This window comes from Stieleria maiorica (assembly GCF_008035925.1).
Classification (GTDB): Bacteria; Planctomycetota; Planctomycetia; order Pirellulales; family Pirellulaceae; genus Stieleria; species Stieleria maiorica.
This window is the reverse complement of sequence record NZ_CP036264.1, coordinates 2,650,303-2,663,753: the sequence shown is the minus strand read 5'-3', so window position 1 is coordinate 2,663,753 and position 13,451 is coordinate 2,650,303. Positions and strand designations below refer to the sequence as shown.

Below are 13,451 nucleotides of genomic sequence, written 5' to 3'. Positions count from 1 at the left end.
AGATACGAAAACAGCCCACCGCGGTGACGGGGGCTGTTGGGCAAAAACAAGGAGTTGCAATCCGGGTCAGTTTTCCGACGGTTCGCTGCGGGAGACGCCGCGCCGGGACGCACGGCGTTTGGGGCGATGCTGGTAGATGCCGGACTGATCGGCGTCCAGACAGCGCCCCGACGCCCACTTACGGAGCCTGTCGATCGATTTCGCCGAAGTGACCGCCACGGGGACGACGTTGCTTGCGGCCTGGACCACGGGGACATCGAGCAATGCCGCCAGTCGGCAGCACGCCCTGATTTCCGCGCCGGTCCAGTTGTCGTCGGCAGGCTTTCGCTGATCGGGTGCCAGAGCGAACAGCTCCAGATACAGCGACCAGATCGTGTCTTTCTGTTCGCGGCCCGGCAGGTCGACGAAAAAGACACCGTCGAAGCGTTCGCTACGGCTGAATTCCGGCGGCAGCTTTGACGCGTCGTTGCTGGTGCAAACCACGAACACGTCGGACTTGTGATCGTTGAGCCAACTCAAGAATGTGCCGAACATCCGCGATGAGACGCCGCTGTCGTTGCTGCCTGATCCACCGACGCCCGAGAACGCCTTTTCCGCTTCGTCAAGCATGAGCACGCATGGTGCCATCGCATCAACGATCTGCAGTGCTTGCCGCGTACGTTCCTCGGATTGGCCGACGAGCGAGCCCATCAGGCTGCCCACGTCCAGTTGCAACACGGGCCGACCGACTTCTTTCCCCAGTGCTTTGCAGAACTCGCTCTTGCCGCAGCCCGGCGGCGACAACAGCAACACGCCGCGGGGACGAACCAGCTTGTTGACCTGATTCGATCGCAACAGGGACCGCCGCGTGAACGCTTTCAGCGACGCCAGGCCACCGAGCGTACTGAAATCCGCGTTGCCGCGATACAGCTGCAGCGTCCCCGCCTTGGTCAGCATTTGAGACTTCTGCTGCCAGAGGGTTTCGGCGGTCAGGCGGTTGTCTCGCACCAGCGACAGCGCAAACGCGTTTTCCGCTTCAAACCGGGTCAGTCCGGTCGCCGCATCGAGAACACGTTCGAATTGTGCCTCCTCGGGCTGTTCACCCGGCTCGGTGGCGATTGCCGCGGCGATCTCACGCAGTTGCTGGCGGCTCGGCAATTCGTGGTCGATCACGACAAACAGCTTTTCGAGCTCCACCGGAAGCTGCACCATCGGCGCCAGGACGACCAGAATCGTCCGGGTTTGTTTGCCGGTGATGACCTGGTGAGCGATGGCCTGGATGATCTCCGCGGACTGCAGAAACCGGTGGAAGTTTTCCAGGACGACGATCGTCGTCTGGTCGTCTTCGGACAGGAGGCTGGCGACGCCGACGGCTGCCAGCGGGTCGCTGACGTCCTGCTCGACAGCCTGACCGCCGCAGCGGAGGCCGGCGGCGATGTTCCAGCTGGCCATCCTCCAGCCTTCTCGCTGGCACAGCTGGCTGATTTCATCGATCGCATCGACATGTTCGTGTGATGTGATCCAGATTCCGGAGAAGCACGCGCGCACGTACTCCTCCATTCGCTTGGCGAGCGACATGGTGTACTCCAAGGGGGTGGTGTGTTGACGATGACGGCAGAATGCCGCCGGGAAGAAGGCAAAAGCCCGCGATCACTCGCTGGCCCGCTGTTGCTGCTCGTTGGCAGCCTGATGAAACTCCGGTTTCAGCTTTTCGATGGTCTGTTGGCCCAGAGCCTGCAACAGGACCCGACTCGCCTGCCGGCAGTCGCTTCCGGTAAAGCCGTTGGTTTCCACCCGGGTGTTCCCATCGGGGGCGACGATGATTTCGATGGTCTTCATGCGGCACCTCCGACCTGGACGGTGACCTTGATCGAACCATCGGCCAGCCGCTGTTCGCTGACCGAGTGCCCCTGTTTCCGGGCCTCCAACTTGGCCCGCTCGACGGCGTAGGCCTGCATGAACTCGTCGAGCCGTTTGGGGTCTCCCCAACGGCCCTGGTAGTTGTCGTACTGGACCTTCCCGGTATCGAGCTCGCAGACGACCGGGTAGCGCCAGTCACGCAGCTGGACGCCCAGGCCGGACGCTGTCTTGCTAAACAGTTTGAAGGTGCCCTCACCGGGCGGCTGAAGCCCCAAGCGATTGCAGCCGGCCCGGACGGCGGCCGCATCGCGGATTTCGGTCTGAATTTCGACGATGTGCGACATCGTAAGTGCTCCGAAAGCGAAAAAAGTCAGGTTTCCGGGGGCAACATGCTCCCATCACCCGTACGTAGCGCTTTTTCGGACAGAATTAACCTTGGATGCCGGTCACCGATGTGGCCCCGAAAGCGAACGGCGTGAATGTCGATGCATTCACTGAGCCCCGCCTTCCGCACGCAACCTTTCATGCTCGTGACAAACGTTGGATTTTGTTTTTGCAATGAACTACCAAAAACGATCGTGCCCTATCCGGTCTTTCGGACAACGTCTCGCGCTTTCTCCGCGTCCCGCTCTGCGTAGATCTCGGTGACATTGGCTGCAGCGTGACCGAGAATCACTTGGGCGGCTTCAAGTCCGAATTGCTTTCGCACTTCAGTTCCTCGAGTGTGCCGTAGGCGGTTTGGAGACCAGCGATGCTCCGACTGCCAAATCTTTAGAGCATCGCCCTCAAGAGGCTCCTCGGGTGGGAACGCCGCGTCGCAGGCTCGATGGATGGCACGGCGATAGCTGTTGGTATCGTACTTCTCTCTCGGAGGGCGTCTGGCTTTCTTGCCAGCCAAACCGGCATGGCAGTAGCCAGGACGGCTTCCTTGATTCAGGGGTGTGACGCGAGCTGCGTGCTTCGCTTCGTTTTGTTGTTTGACCGCGTCACGGGGAGAGAAGCAGTAGGCGTCATCGGGACGTAGAAGATATCGAGAGAGTAACGCCTGCCCTTCGGGACCAACGTAGACGATGCGTTCGCGTCCATGATGCTCAGTCTTGTGCCCGTCAGGACGATACTCCCAAACATCGTTCCTGCGGTCTATGTCCACTGGGCGGACAGAGCAAACTTCAGCCGGACGCATTCCCGTCAGTAGCTGAAGGCGGATCATGTCGCGCACAACACCGCAGAGGTGTTCCATCGTTCGCTCGACGATCCCTAAATCGATGGGCTGCACCGGTTTAGATTCCCTCGCTTCCGTTCGCCCCTTTTTCAGCCCTGGTACCATAGAGAGGGCTTGAGGGATCTCGACCGGAATGAGCTCCTCGGACGCGGCCCAACGGAAAACGCGGACAATTCGCTGCACATTCTTATTGATCGTGCCACGCGAGTGACCGGCGCGGATCCACTCGTCACGTATCGCCTTGAGTGCAAGCGGTCCAAAATTCGTTACGGGCTGCTGGCCGTAGAGACGCCGAACGGGTCGCAGCACCGTCTTGATAGCATGGGCTTCTTGAGTTTGCTTACCGTTTTTGACGTAGTACCGCTCGGCGTGCCGCCAGTACTTCAGAATAACTTGGGCAACCTTAACTGTCTCATGATCCTGGAGTGGGCGTGAACGACCATTTGACAGGTATTCTGCCATCAAGCGATCGTATTCCGCGATGCTGGTTTTGCTGCCGTGGGGGCCGAGATAGTGGTCCTTACTATCGATGGTAACGACGGCTTGTCCGCTCGCTTTGTGCTTGCAGTACTTTGGTAGAGATTTCGTCAGTCTGGGCATGCGTTTTGTCTCCGGTGGAAGCCAAAGCCGTATGTACGGTTTTGGAACACGGTGGAAACGCCGCACGCTTGACGCTCAAGCGGTAACTGAAAAGGCAGTTTCGGCTATAAGAAAAAGTAGTCTTTTTTAACAGTCGGGGCGACACGATTTGAACGTGCGACCTTCTGGTCCCAAAAGGCCCGAAAACACCCTAACAAGATTCCGTTTCACCCCGGGTTTTATGCAAAAACACCCGGATTCTTTGTGCAGTAAAGCATAGATTCGGCGCGAAGGTCTTCGCAAGCCCCAACAAGTATCGCGGTAGTGACCGCCCTTATTCAGCTCCAAACCTGGGTTTTTCGGTAGAGTCCCCTTAAGAGTCTGGCAGTGTGTTCAAATCCGACAGATCCAGCGCGTTATTAGTCCCACTTGTCGCGTGAACAGAATTCGTTTCTGCGAGGTTGGACGTGACAATGATGGAGAAGGGCACTTCAGGTTTTGTGGGAACCGCAGGCGTCTTCCCGGTCGATATCGTCCTCGATGTTATCTGCCAGCAGGTGGAAGCGTCCGATGGGCGTCCAGAAGCCCAGCTAGTGTCCGTAACTTCAGCCAAATAGCCGACAACTGGCCGATTTGCTGCCGACCTGTCGGCACTAGCTGGTCCGGGGCAGCATTATTGCTTTGGGTGACACCAAGCTCACGACGCACGGATGTTCTGAACTCAGGCCTCAAACAAATGGTACCATTTGTTTGAGGCTCGTCGCGGGAACCTGCAAGCGCTGTTCTTTCGGATTCCGGACGATACAAGTACCGAACGGACTCAGCGGATCGAGCCGCACTTGCGTGTGAACTTTCACCGGTTGCTTGCCGTGTTGATCGACTGGACTATCGAGGGCACTTGTCAACCAGAGGACATGAGAAACTCTATCACTTTAAGACGTGCGAACTTGGCGGTCTTCACCCGCATAGTTCTTGACTTCGCTGGCTCTGACAGGACTATGAGCTTCCGCAGCTCTCCGTTGTGACGCCGCTTCGGAAACACGATGGCGGATCGTGATTCGTAGGAGTATTCGATTGCTCCAGTTGCCAGCTTTCGTTCAGCTATCTTGGGCTTGCACTGCACGTGAGAGGCTTCTCCAGTTTGCCGTTCAGCGTCCTTCAGAGTGATCTCGCCATGGACAGCTTGTATGGCGAGTGCACGATCCTTGTTAAGGACGGTCGTCAATCGACGGACGGCGGATCGTGATGACCTGGCCAAGCGAATCGCGGCCTCGCGTACCGTCTCACCGGGGGCTAATTCAATCGACTTCCCATCACCAACGTAGATTTCGGCCAGAACTTCGACATCCTCTTCGCCGTCGTCATTTGACTGAGCGTCCGGTTTTCCGTTCGGCTCGCCAATACGTGATCGCAACAACTTTTCGATTTCCAGGGCGATCCATGCACGGGTTGCCGCGTTGTATTCCCGCTGATTCGTGTCGGCCAATACATGTTGCAGGGGGCTCTGAGGATCGACGATACGAAACTCAGGCCTAATTCCCAGTGCACAACATGCGATCAGCCGATGCCGACCGTTGAGCAATTTGCCGTCGGAGGTGATATCGATCGGGACGGTTTGCCCCGTAGACTTGATCGACTCGCAGAGCTGTTGGATCTGCGACTCCGAGTTCAGCGGCATGATCCCACACTCCTCTGTCACACCTGTGACCTGGTCGTACCGCTCAATCGCGTGCTCGATGGTCGGCAGAGGCCCTAATTCAGCGTGCTCGGTCGGCTTTTGATCCGCCTCGTCAGAGGATTGCTGCAATGGTTTCGCAGGCGTCTTGCGTTTCGTAAAATTCGCTTTCTTCGGCGTGGATTTCGGTGTCGCTTTGCTTCGTTTTCCATTGGCGGCCTTTCGTTTCGGGGTCTTTTTCGATCGTGTCTTTTTCTTGACAGACATGTGATTTCCTTGATGGAAAAGGGGGATAAAGCAATCTCCGCCAATAGACCGAGACGGTCAAAATCCACCAAAAAGTCCGCAAGCGTCGAGAAAACTCCGTTCGATTCCCACGAAGTTCGTGCGCTGCCTTAACTCTGCTTTCAATCGCGCTACGTACGGGTGACGGGAGCGTGTTGCCCCCGGAAACCTGATTTTTTTCGCTTTCGGAGCACTTAAGATGTCGCACATCGTCGAAATTCAGACCGAAATCCGCGATGCGGCCGCCGTCCGGGAGGGCTGCAATCGCTTGGGGCTTCAGCCGCCCAGTGAGGGTACCTTCAAGCTGTTTAGCAAAACTGTGTCCGGCCTGGGCGTCCAGCTGCGTGACTGGCGCTACCCGGTCGTCTGCGAGCTCAATACCGGGAAGGTCCAGTACGACAACTACCAGGGCCGTTGGGGAGACCCCAAACGGCTCGACGAGTTCATGCAGGCTTACGCCGTCGAGCGGGCCAAGTTGGAGGCCCGGAAACAGGGGCACTCGGTCCGGGAACAGCAATTGGCCGATGGTTCCATCAAGGTCACCGTCCAGGTCGGAGGTGCCGCATGAAAACCATCGAAATCATCGTCGCCCCCGATGGGAACACCCGCGTGGAAACCAGCGGCTTCACCGGAAGCGACTGCCGGCAGGCGAGCCGCTCCCTGTTGCAGGCTCTGGGCCAGCAGACCAGCGAACAACTGAAACCCGAGTTTCATCAGGCTGCCACCGAGCAGCAGCAGCGGGCCAGCGAGTGATCACGGGCTATTGCCTTCTTCCCGACGGCGCTCTGCCGCCATCGTCAACAAACTACCCCCTTGGAGTACACCATGTCGCTCGCCAAGCGAATGGAGGAGTTCGTGCGCGCGTGCTTCTCCGGAATCTGGATCACATCACACGAACATGTCGATGCGATCGATGAAATCAGCCAGCTCTGCCAGCGAGAGGGCTGGAGGATGGCCAGTTGGAATATCGCCGCCGGCCTGCGCTGCGGCGGTCAAACCGTCGAGCAGGACGTCAGTGATCCGCTGGCTGCCGTCGGCGTCGCCAGCCTGCTGTCCGAAGACGACCAGACGACGGTCGTTGTCCTGGAGAACTTTCACCGGTTTCTGCAGTCCGCGGAGATCATCCAGGCCATCGCTCACCAGGTCATCACCGGCAAGCAGACCCGGACGATTCTGGTCGTCCTGGCGCCGATTGTGCAGCTTCCGGTGGAGCTCGAAAAGCTGTTCGTGGTGATCGACCACGAACTGCCGAGCCGTCAGCAGCTGCGTGAGATCGCCGCGGCAATCGCCACCGAGCCGGGTGAACAGCCCGAGGAGGCACAATTCGAACGTGTCCTCGATGCGGCGACCGGACTGACCCGGTTTGAAGCCGAGAACGCGTTTGCGCTGTCGCTGGTGCGAGACAATCGGCTGACGGCCGAAACGCTGTGGCAGCAGAAGTCTCAGATGCTGACCAAGGCGGGGACTCTGCAGCTGTATCGCGGCAACGCGGATTTCAGTGCCCTCGGCGGTCTGGCATCGCTGAAAGCCTTCACGCGGCGGTCCCTGTTGCGATCGAGTCAGCTAAACAAACTGGTTCGTCCCCGCGGCGTGTTGCTGTTGTCGCCGCCTGGCTGCGGCAAGAGCGAGTTCTGCAAAGCACTGGGAAAAGAAGTCGGTCGGCCCGTGTTGCAGCTGGACGTGGGCAGCCTGATGGGCTCGCTCGTCGGCCAATCCGAGGAACGAACGCGGCAAGCCTTGCAGATCGTTGATGCGATGGCACCATGCGTGCTCATGCTTGACGAAGCGGAAAAGGCGTTCTCGGGCGTCGGTGGATCAGGCAGCAACGACAGCGGCGTCTCATCGCGGATGTTCGGCACGTTCTTGAGTTGGCTCAACGATCACGAATCCGACGTGTTTGTGGTTTGCACCAGCAACGACGCGTCAAAGCTGCCGCCGGAATTCAGCCGCAGCGAACGCTTTGACGGTGTCTTCTTTGTCGACCTGCCGGGCCGCGAGCAGAAAGACACGATCTGGTCGCTGTATCTGGAGCTGTTCGCTCTGCCACCCGATCAGCGGAAGCCTGCCGACGACAACTGGACCGGCGCAGAAATCAGGGCGTGCTGCCGGCTGGCGGCATTGCTCGATGTCCCCGTGGTTCAGGCAGCAAGCAACGTCGTTCCCGTGGCGGTCACGTCGGCGGAATCGATCGAAAGGCTCCGTAAGTGGGCGTCGGGGCGCTGTCTGGACGCCGATCAGTCCGGCATCTACCAGCATCGCCCCAAACGCCGTGCGTCCCGGCACGGCGTCTCCCGCAGCGAACCGTCGGAAAACTGACCCGGATTGCAACTCCTTGTTTTTGCCCAACAGCCCCCCGTCACCGCGGTGGGCTGTTTTCGTATCTACCCACCACCGAAGGAAATCATCTCATGCAACAAACACTCGAAGACGCCCCCGCGGCAACAAGAGACCACGGTGGCAAACTTCGCACGACGATGGCCGCGATGCGGTTGTCGTTCACTTGGTTCGGGACGCGTAAATCGCTGTCGTCCGAGCAGAAGGCCTTGGCGGCGGACACGTTCCATGCCGAAGGCAAGTACATCAGCGCTGGAAAAAAGCTGATCGACACCGGCGACGCGAGCTTTCGCGCCGTCACCTCGGTTCGCACGCAAGCGACCGCGTACTTCAAGGGCGCGACGTTGCCGTTCCCGGAACCGGGGCTCCGGCTGGTTCCCCAAGCATCGGTCGATCAGATCGATGGCCGGATGCAGAGCTTCCGGGACGAGCTGGCCGAAGCCGTCGCGGCCCTGGACGGCCGTTTTGACGAGCTGAAGTACGAGGCCCGGGATCGTCTCGGCGATCTGTACTGCGAAAGCGATTACCCGGACACTCTACGGGGCTTGTTCGAGATCGGCTGGGAATTCCCCAGCGTGGAACCGCCCGACTACCTGCGTCGGCTCAATCCTGAGCTGTACCAGCAGGAATGCAATCGCGTCAAAAGCCGGTTCGACGAAGCGGTGCAATTGGCCGAAGCGGCGTTCATCGACGAACTCAACAAGATGGTCGAGCACCTCTCCGAACGGCTGACTGGCAACGATGACGGCAAGCCCAAGGTGTTCCGTGACTCCGCGATCGAGAACTTTGCCGAGTTCTTTGACCGGTTCCAGCGACTCAACATCCGGTCCAACGAAGAGCTGGACCAGGTCGTCGACCGGGCTCGCCGAGTCATTGACGGTGTCGCACCGCAGAGCCTTCGCGACAGCGAGTCGTTGCGCCAGCGGATCACCGGACAGTTGGCAGCGGTGCAGTCGTCCCTGGATGGTCTCATGGTCGATCGCCCCCGTCGCAACATTCTGCGGCGTACGAAGTGAACGGCATGGAGCTGATCGTCACCCCGAGCGGCAACTGTCGCTGCGTTTACGGCGAGGACGTGGACCTATCCGTTATTGGCAAACTATCGATCCAGCGGGGCTCCCACGTGGAGCCCGATGAGAACGGCCAATGGATGGCTGATCTGTCACCTGTCGACGGCCCCAGTCTTGGACCGTTCGGCAACCGTAGCGAGGCCTTGCGAGCGGAAGTCGCTTGGCTGCACCAGCACTGGCTCCTGCCCGCCCCGGAGGAAGCCCTCCACACTGATTGAATCGTTTGAGTCCTGTTTTTGAAGCCCTTTCGGGTCAGCGCCGTCCGCTGACCGGCGAGGGCTTTTTTCGTTTCTAACCCCACCTTTTGGAGAACCCTTCCGATGCTTCAAGCAGACCTCTATCGCAGTGTTTCTCGTGCGACGGGTGAAACCGTCGCCACCATTAAGCGTCTCGGCTTTCTGATCGCCGATCCCGACATCTCGATCAGCGACCCGGAAGCCGAGGATCTCGGCCCCCACGTCATCGACTGGGACGCATTTCATGCCGCACAGGATGACATCAATGCGGACTTGTCTTTCGAGTTTTAGGTGCTGTCACCCTGGTTGCCATCGATCGCAACCAGGAATCACCACCACCCGCAATGACCGGCGGTGCGCCCAGCGTGCCGCCGGTCATCGTTTCTTTCGCCGTGGCCGCCGCCGGGTTCGCACGACGCGCGACCGGTCGGCCGTCACGGCAAATTCCAATCCCAACCACAGGAAAACCGATCCATGAAAGTCCTACTGATCAACAACGACGGTGCCGGTTTCGCCGACTACATCGACGTGCAAGACAACACCTCTGTCCAAGACCTGTTCAACCAACGCATCGGGGCCGCCCGGGAGTCGAATTATCTGATTCGAGTGAATCGTCTGCCGGTGCCCCGCGATCAAATCCTGCAGGAAGGCGACCGAATCTCGATCACGCCGACCAAGATCGAGGGAGCATCGTGATTCGGGAGTCAAACCCAGGGCACGCCACCAATGCGGGGCGAACTGCATCCAGGCGTGGTCGCCGACTCGATTGCAAGCGTGCCCGGACGCGGTACCAGATCGCACAGAAGATTCTGGCAGCGGTTTGCGAAACCTCGCCACGACGTCGGCTGACGACAGTCTCAACGGATTCCCTGCAGAGGCTACTTCGATTGCAGCGACTCGAACCGGTCGCCGTCTCTCGCGGCTGGCTGCTCGCGGCAAACCGTCTGCATCGCGAAATCGCCAGGACGTTGAGGTCCCTCCGCGAGTCGATTGATCGAACACTGGATTCGACGGCCGACACCGTCGAGCCCGGCGTCCGGTGTGGATTGCCGGAACTCATCGGCGATTTGACAGCACTGGAGGCCGACTTCGAATCCGCCGAGCTGAATGTGAAGAACGGCACCGTCGGCGTGATCACCGAACCAATCGAGCTGGAAGGCGTGCTGTTGGGACCGTTCAAGATCGAGTTGGAAATTCGCTACCTCGGTCAGTCCGCTCCCTACCGCGTAATCGCGACAGATCCGCAGCCTGCGGTGAGCTGTGACTCAACCACACACCCACACGTACAGTCGGAAGCGCTCTGCGAAGGCGATGGTCATCAACCGATCAAACACGCTCTCGCCGACGGCCGTCTGTACGACTTCTTCCTGATCGTTCGCCAGGTCCTGCAGACCTACAACCCCGACAGTGCCTACATCAGCATCAACGACTGGTTCGGTGTGGAATGCGGTGACTGTGGTGCGAACGTCGACGAAGACGACACATGCCGGTGCGACAGCTGCGGTCGCCGAACGTGCAGCGACTGTAGTTGCGGCTGTGAAGCGTGCGACGAGTCGTTCTGTCACGACTGTACATCGATCTGCAAAGGCTGCAGATCTTACTACTGCAAGGGTTGCATGGAAATGCGCGACCGATGCGGCGAGTCTTTTTGCAAACACTGTTTAACGGAGAACCAATGCGATGATTGCCTTGACAAGGAAACGAACGAAGAGCGGTCGCAGGAGCCGACCGAGACGCCGGCAGGAGCCGGGCTGGCGCCAAACCCTGCGGTTCAGCCCCTACGCCTGGGCGAAACTGAAGTTCCTACGTGACTTCGGCGGTACCGAGGTCGGCGGATTCGGAATCAGCAACGCACACGACTTGCTGCTCATCGAAGACGTGGTGATGATCGATCAGGTCTGCACACCGGTTTCGGTCGAGTTCGACGACGCGTCGGTGGCCGACTTTTTCGATGACCAGGTCGACGAGGGACGCTCCCCGGAGCAATTTGCCCGGATCTGGATCCACACCCATCCGGGAAGCTGTCCGTCTCCCAGTGGTACCGACGAAGAGACGTTTGTGCGCTGCTTCGGCTCAGCGGACTGGGCCGTGATGTTCATTTTGGCCAAGCACGGAGCCACGTACGGGCGTCTGAAGTTCAACACCGGCCCCGGGGGTGAAACGCAATTGCGGCGGACGATCGACTACTCGGCCCCCTTTGCCGCGGCAGATCATGATCTGTGGTCGACCGAATATGCACGCCGCGTGACCGTGTTGGATCCGTTTGCGATGCGGCACGGCACTTTTCCGGACAGCGACGTACGTGACTTTCGCCCGGATTCGCCGGACATGGGAGCGTCTTGCGACGACAGTCCGTGGAATGCCAGCGAGTGGGTAGCCTCATGACCGGGCCGGCAGATCGCTTTGCGCGACAATCCGGGCTGGTCGCTCGGGAACGTCTTGCAGACCACAGGGTTACCGTCATCGGCGTCGGCGCCATCGGACGCCAAGTCGCATTGCAGCTCGCCTCGATCGGCGTACCACGGTTGCAGCTGATCGATTTTGATCACGTTGAGCCGACCAACGTTACCACACAAGGTTACCGGCACGACCAAATCGGCCAAGCGAAGGTGGAGGCGACGGTTTGCGATCTTCGCTTGGTGGATCCGATGATCGATGTGGCCATCGTGAAGGACCGATTCCGGCCACGCCAGAGACACGGCGAGATTGTCGTTTCGTGCGTCGATTCGATTTCATCACGGACCGCCATCTGGCGTTGCGCGAAATCTCGCTGCGACTTGTGGATCGACGGGCGGATGCGTGGTGAAGTCGTCAGGGTGCTCGCCTCGGATGATCCGAAACACGACGAGCACTACGAAACGACGCTGTTCGCGGCGGCGGAGGCCCACACAGGAAGCTGCACCACGGCCAGCACCGTCTACGCCGCCAGTCTTGCGGCATCACTGATGGTCCACCAGCTCACGCGCTGGCTACGGGGCATACCCGTCGAACGCGACCTGAGCGTCAACCTTCTCGCATCGGAAATGATGCCCACCTAGCGACCAATCCTCATCGCTGGTTCATTCACTCAAACCATGGAGCCCCATGAAACTTTCAATCAGTGTTGCCGGCCCGCCCTGCCGAGACGGAACCACCACGACCTGTGCGGCTGAATTCCAGCTGGACCAATTCGACGCCGATGCGGAGTCACGGCTTCACCGAGTTACCCGTCACTGCGTCGACGCCGTTTCCGGGCGTGTGATTTCGCCCTCTGAGACAGCAGCACATAGCTCGGGCCGACCGGACCGTCATGAACGTTCCAACTCTCGTGACGGCAGCCCCCGCTTGGCAACGGCAAAGCAAGTCGCCGCCATCCGGGCGATTGCACGCCGTAAGGGTGTGGATCTCGATCACCTGCTTCAAGACCGTTTCGGGGTCGCCGACGTTTCGGCACTCTCGATTCGCCAAGCCTCAAGCCTGATCGGCGAGCTGAAAGAATCTCGGGACGCCGCATAGCGGCTTTTTACCGCGCTCCACTTCTTTGCGGAACGGAAATCAAACATGGACCCTATCCACGTAGTCGTTTTCACGCTGGCAATGGCATTGACCGTCACGGCCTTGCTTTTGCTCCAGTCGAAAACACAGATTCGAGGATTGCGTGAAATCCTGAATCATCTACTCCCCAATCAACCCCGAAACCACGAGGAGGGCGATGAAAACAAATCTCGCCATGATCTCGACAATCACTCTCCTGCCCCTGCTGCTGAGCGGATGCAAACGCGAACCACCGGTTCTGACCGACCGTCAGGTTGAACAGGTCTTCGACGCCCAGACAAGGATGCTTGATCAACAAGAGATTCTCAGTCAGGGCCGAGACGATCTGGAGTCGGACCGCCGACTCTGGTCCGAACGCGAACGCAGCGACCCGATCGTCGCCAAGTCCATCGAGGCGACGGGCATCCTGCTCGCATGCTGCCTGCCGCTTGCGTTGATCCTGTTGCTGCTCACAAAAAGCAAACGCGATCGGGTTGACGAAGCAAGAGCCGATCCGGTGCTCGTCGAAATGCTCACGACCGAGTCTAAGCGTGTTCCCAGGGCGTCACCGCGTTCAGATCAAGCAAACTTATCGGACCGCTAGTCCCGAGTCACGACGGTACAATAAAACATCCCGCCGGATCAGTTCGGCGGGGTGTTTCAGTCGGAGCCTGCATTCTGCGAATCATGCCGGTCTT

General features: G+C 59.3%; 17 protein-coding genes. 12 read left to right on the top strand and 5 right to left on the bottom strand.

Annotation, left to right across the window (positions count from 1 at the left end; translation table 11 throughout):
* Positions 1–66 precede the first annotated feature (66 nt).
* The 5 genes from Mal15_RS09230 to Mal15_RS09210 all read right to left on the bottom strand — a co-directional run bounded on the left by Mal15_RS09230 (position 67) and on the right by Mal15_RS09210 (position 5,582).
* The gene (locus Mal15_RS09230) at positions 67–1,557 is read right to left on the bottom strand and encodes an AAA family ATPase (RefSeq protein WP_147867492.1); all 1,491 of its coding nucleotides are present in this window, start codon (positions 1,555–1,557) and stop codon (positions 67–69) included.
* 72 nt (positions 1,558–1,629) lie between these two features.
* A complete protein-coding gene (locus Mal15_RS09225; protein WP_147867491.1) occupies positions 1,630–1,818 on the bottom strand; it encodes a DUF2997 domain-containing protein in 189 nt (62 codons plus the stop codon).
* A complete protein-coding gene (locus Mal15_RS09220) occupies positions 1,815–2,183 on the bottom strand; it encodes a DUF1257 domain-containing protein (RefSeq protein ID WP_147867490.1) in 369 nt (122 codons plus the stop codon). Before Mal15_RS09220 ends, Mal15_RS09225 begins: the two co-directional genes overlap by 4 nt.
* 239 nt (positions 2,184–2,422) lie before the next feature.
* Entirely contained in the window at positions 2,423–3,661 is a 1,239-nt protein-coding gene (locus tag Mal15_RS09215) for a tyrosine-type recombinase/integrase (RefSeq protein WP_147867489.1), read from the bottom strand.
* A gap of 880 nt (positions 3,662–4,541) precedes the next feature.
* Positions 4,542–5,582 carry a ParB N-terminal domain-containing protein gene (locus tag Mal15_RS09210; RefSeq protein WP_147867488.1) on the bottom strand — a complete coding sequence of 347 codons (1,041 nt, stop codon included), beginning with the start codon at positions 5,580–5,582 and terminating at the stop codon, positions 4,542–4,544.
* A 217-nt stretch (positions 5,583–5,799) separates the two neighbouring features.
* On the opposite strand from Mal15_RS09210, the gene Mal15_RS09205 reads away from it, so the two are divergent.
* The 12 genes from Mal15_RS09205 to Mal15_RS09155 all read left to right on the top strand — a co-directional run bounded on the left by Mal15_RS09205 (position 5,800) and on the right by Mal15_RS09155 (position 13,357).
* The gene (locus tag Mal15_RS09205; RefSeq protein WP_147867487.1) at positions 5,800–6,168 is read left to right on the top strand and encodes a DUF1257 domain-containing protein; all 369 of its coding nucleotides are present in this window, start codon (positions 5,800–5,802) and stop codon (positions 6,166–6,168) included.
* Positions 6,165–6,353, top strand: a complete 189-nt coding sequence (locus Mal15_RS09200) for a DUF2997 domain-containing protein (protein ID WP_147867486.1) — start codon at positions 6,165–6,167, stop codon at positions 6,351–6,353. Before Mal15_RS09205 ends, Mal15_RS09200 begins: the two co-directional genes overlap by 4 nt.
* A 72-nt stretch (positions 6,354–6,425) precedes the next feature.
* On the top strand, positions 6,426–7,916 hold the full coding sequence (locus Mal15_RS09195) for an AAA family ATPase (RefSeq protein WP_147867485.1): 1,491 nt from the start codon (positions 6,426–6,428) through the stop codon (positions 7,914–7,916).
* Positions 7,917–8,008: 92 nt separating this feature from the next.
* The gene (locus tag Mal15_RS09190; RefSeq protein WP_147867484.1) at positions 8,009–8,950 is read left to right on the top strand and encodes a hypothetical protein; all 942 of its coding nucleotides are present in this window, start codon (positions 8,009–8,011) and stop codon (positions 8,948–8,950) included.
* Positions 8,951–8,955: 5 nt separating this feature from the next.
* The gene (locus Mal15_RS09185; RefSeq protein ID WP_147867483.1) at positions 8,956–9,222 is read left to right on the top strand and encodes a hypothetical protein; all 267 of its coding nucleotides are present in this window, start codon (positions 8,956–8,958) and stop codon (positions 9,220–9,222) included.
* Between the two features lie 102 nt (positions 9,223–9,324).
* The gene (locus Mal15_RS09180) at positions 9,325–9,531 is read left to right on the top strand and encodes a hypothetical protein (RefSeq protein ID WP_147867482.1); all 207 of its coding nucleotides are present in this window, start codon (positions 9,325–9,327) and stop codon (positions 9,529–9,531) included.
* Positions 9,532–9,714: 183 nt separating this feature from the next.
* Positions 9,715–9,936 (top strand): molybdopterin converting factor, encoded by a 222-nt coding sequence (locus tag Mal15_RS09175; protein ID WP_147867481.1) that lies wholly within the window; start codon positions 9,715–9,717, stop codon positions 9,934–9,936.
* Positions 9,937–10,127: 191 nt separating this feature from the next.
* Complete coding sequence (locus Mal15_RS09170) at positions 10,128–11,051, top strand: hypothetical protein (RefSeq protein ID WP_147867480.1); 924 nt, start codon at positions 10,128–10,130, stop codon at positions 11,049–11,051.
* A gap of 49 nt (positions 11,052–11,100) precedes the next feature.
* A complete protein-coding gene (locus Mal15_RS34610; RefSeq protein WP_233903364.1) occupies positions 11,101–11,625 on the top strand; it encodes a hypothetical protein in 525 nt (174 codons plus the stop codon).
* Positions 11,622–12,278 carry a ThiF family adenylyltransferase gene (locus tag Mal15_RS09165; RefSeq protein WP_147867479.1) on the top strand — a complete coding sequence of 219 codons (657 nt, stop codon included), beginning with the start codon at positions 11,622–11,624 and terminating at the stop codon, positions 12,276–12,278. The genes Mal15_RS34610 and Mal15_RS09165 overlap by 4 nt, the downstream gene beginning before the upstream one ends.
* Before the next feature lie 46 nt (positions 12,279–12,324).
* Positions 12,325–12,735 carry a hypothetical protein gene (locus tag Mal15_RS09160; RefSeq protein ID WP_147867478.1) on the top strand — a complete coding sequence of 137 codons (411 nt, stop codon included), beginning with the start codon at positions 12,325–12,327 and terminating at the stop codon, positions 12,733–12,735.
* A gap of 214 nt (positions 12,736–12,949) precedes the next feature.
* Complete coding sequence (locus Mal15_RS09155; protein ID WP_147867477.1) at positions 12,950–13,357, top strand: hypothetical protein; 408 nt, start codon at positions 12,950–12,952, stop codon at positions 13,355–13,357.
* Positions 13,358–13,451: the final 94 nt, after the last annotated feature.

What these genes read in the sequence shown, in the direction of transcription:
- Mal15_RS09205 (WP_147867487.1), top strand. Translation starts at nt 5,800, where the DNA reads ATGTCGCACATCGTCGAAATTCAGACCGAAATCCGCGATGCGGCCGCC.
- Mal15_RS09200 (WP_147867486.1), top strand. Translation starts at nt 6,165, where the DNA reads ATGAAAACCATCGAAATCATCGTCGCCCCCGATGGGAACACCCGCGTG.
- Mal15_RS09230 (WP_147867492.1), bottom strand. Translation starts at nt 1,557, where the DNA reads ATGTCGCTCGCCAAGCGAATGGAGGAGTACGTGCGCGCGTGCTTCTCC.
- Mal15_RS09175 (WP_147867481.1), top strand. Translation starts at nt 9,715, where the DNA reads ATGAAAGTCCTACTGATCAACAACGACGGTGCCGGTTTCGCCGACTAC.
- Mal15_RS09180 (WP_147867482.1), top strand. Translation starts at nt 9,325, where the DNA reads ATGCTTCAAGCAGACCTCTATCGCAGTGTTTCTCGTGCGACGGGTGAA.
- Mal15_RS09210 (WP_147867488.1), bottom strand. Translation starts at nt 5,582, where the DNA reads ATGTCTGTCAAGAAAAAGACACGATCGAAAAAGACCCCGAAACGAAAG.
- Mal15_RS09215 (WP_147867489.1), bottom strand. Translation starts at nt 3,661, where the DNA reads ATGCCCAGACTGACGAAATCTCTACCAAAGTACTGCAAGCACAAAGCG.
- Mal15_RS09160 (WP_147867478.1), top strand. Translation starts at nt 12,325, where the DNA reads ATGAAACTTTCAATCAGTGTTGCCGGCCCGCCCTGCCGAGACGGAACC.
- Mal15_RS09185 (WP_147867483.1), top strand. Translation starts at nt 8,956, where the DNA reads ATGGAGCTGATCGTCACCCCGAGCGGCAACTGTCGCTGCGTTTACGGC.
- Mal15_RS09220 (WP_147867490.1), bottom strand. Translation starts at nt 2,183, where the DNA reads ATGTCGCACATCGTCGAAATTCAGACCGAAATCCGCGATGCGGCCGCC.
- Mal15_RS09165 (WP_147867479.1), top strand. Translation starts at nt 11,622, where the DNA reads ATGACCGGGCCGGCAGATCGCTTTGCGCGACAATCCGGGCTGGTCGCT.
- Mal15_RS09195 (WP_147867485.1), top strand. Translation starts at nt 6,426, where the DNA reads ATGTCGCTCGCCAAGCGAATGGAGGAGTTCGTGCGCGCGTGCTTCTCC.
- Mal15_RS09155 (WP_147867477.1), top strand. Translation starts at nt 12,950, where the DNA reads ATGATCTCGACAATCACTCTCCTGCCCCTGCTGCTGAGCGGATGCAAA.
- Mal15_RS09190 (WP_147867484.1), top strand. Translation starts at nt 8,009, where the DNA reads ATGCAACAAACACTCGAAGACGCCCCCGCGGCAACAAGAGACCACGGT.
- Mal15_RS09225 (WP_147867491.1), bottom strand. Translation starts at nt 1,818, where the DNA reads ATGAAGACCATCGAAATCATCGTCGCCCCCGATGGGAACACCCGGGTG.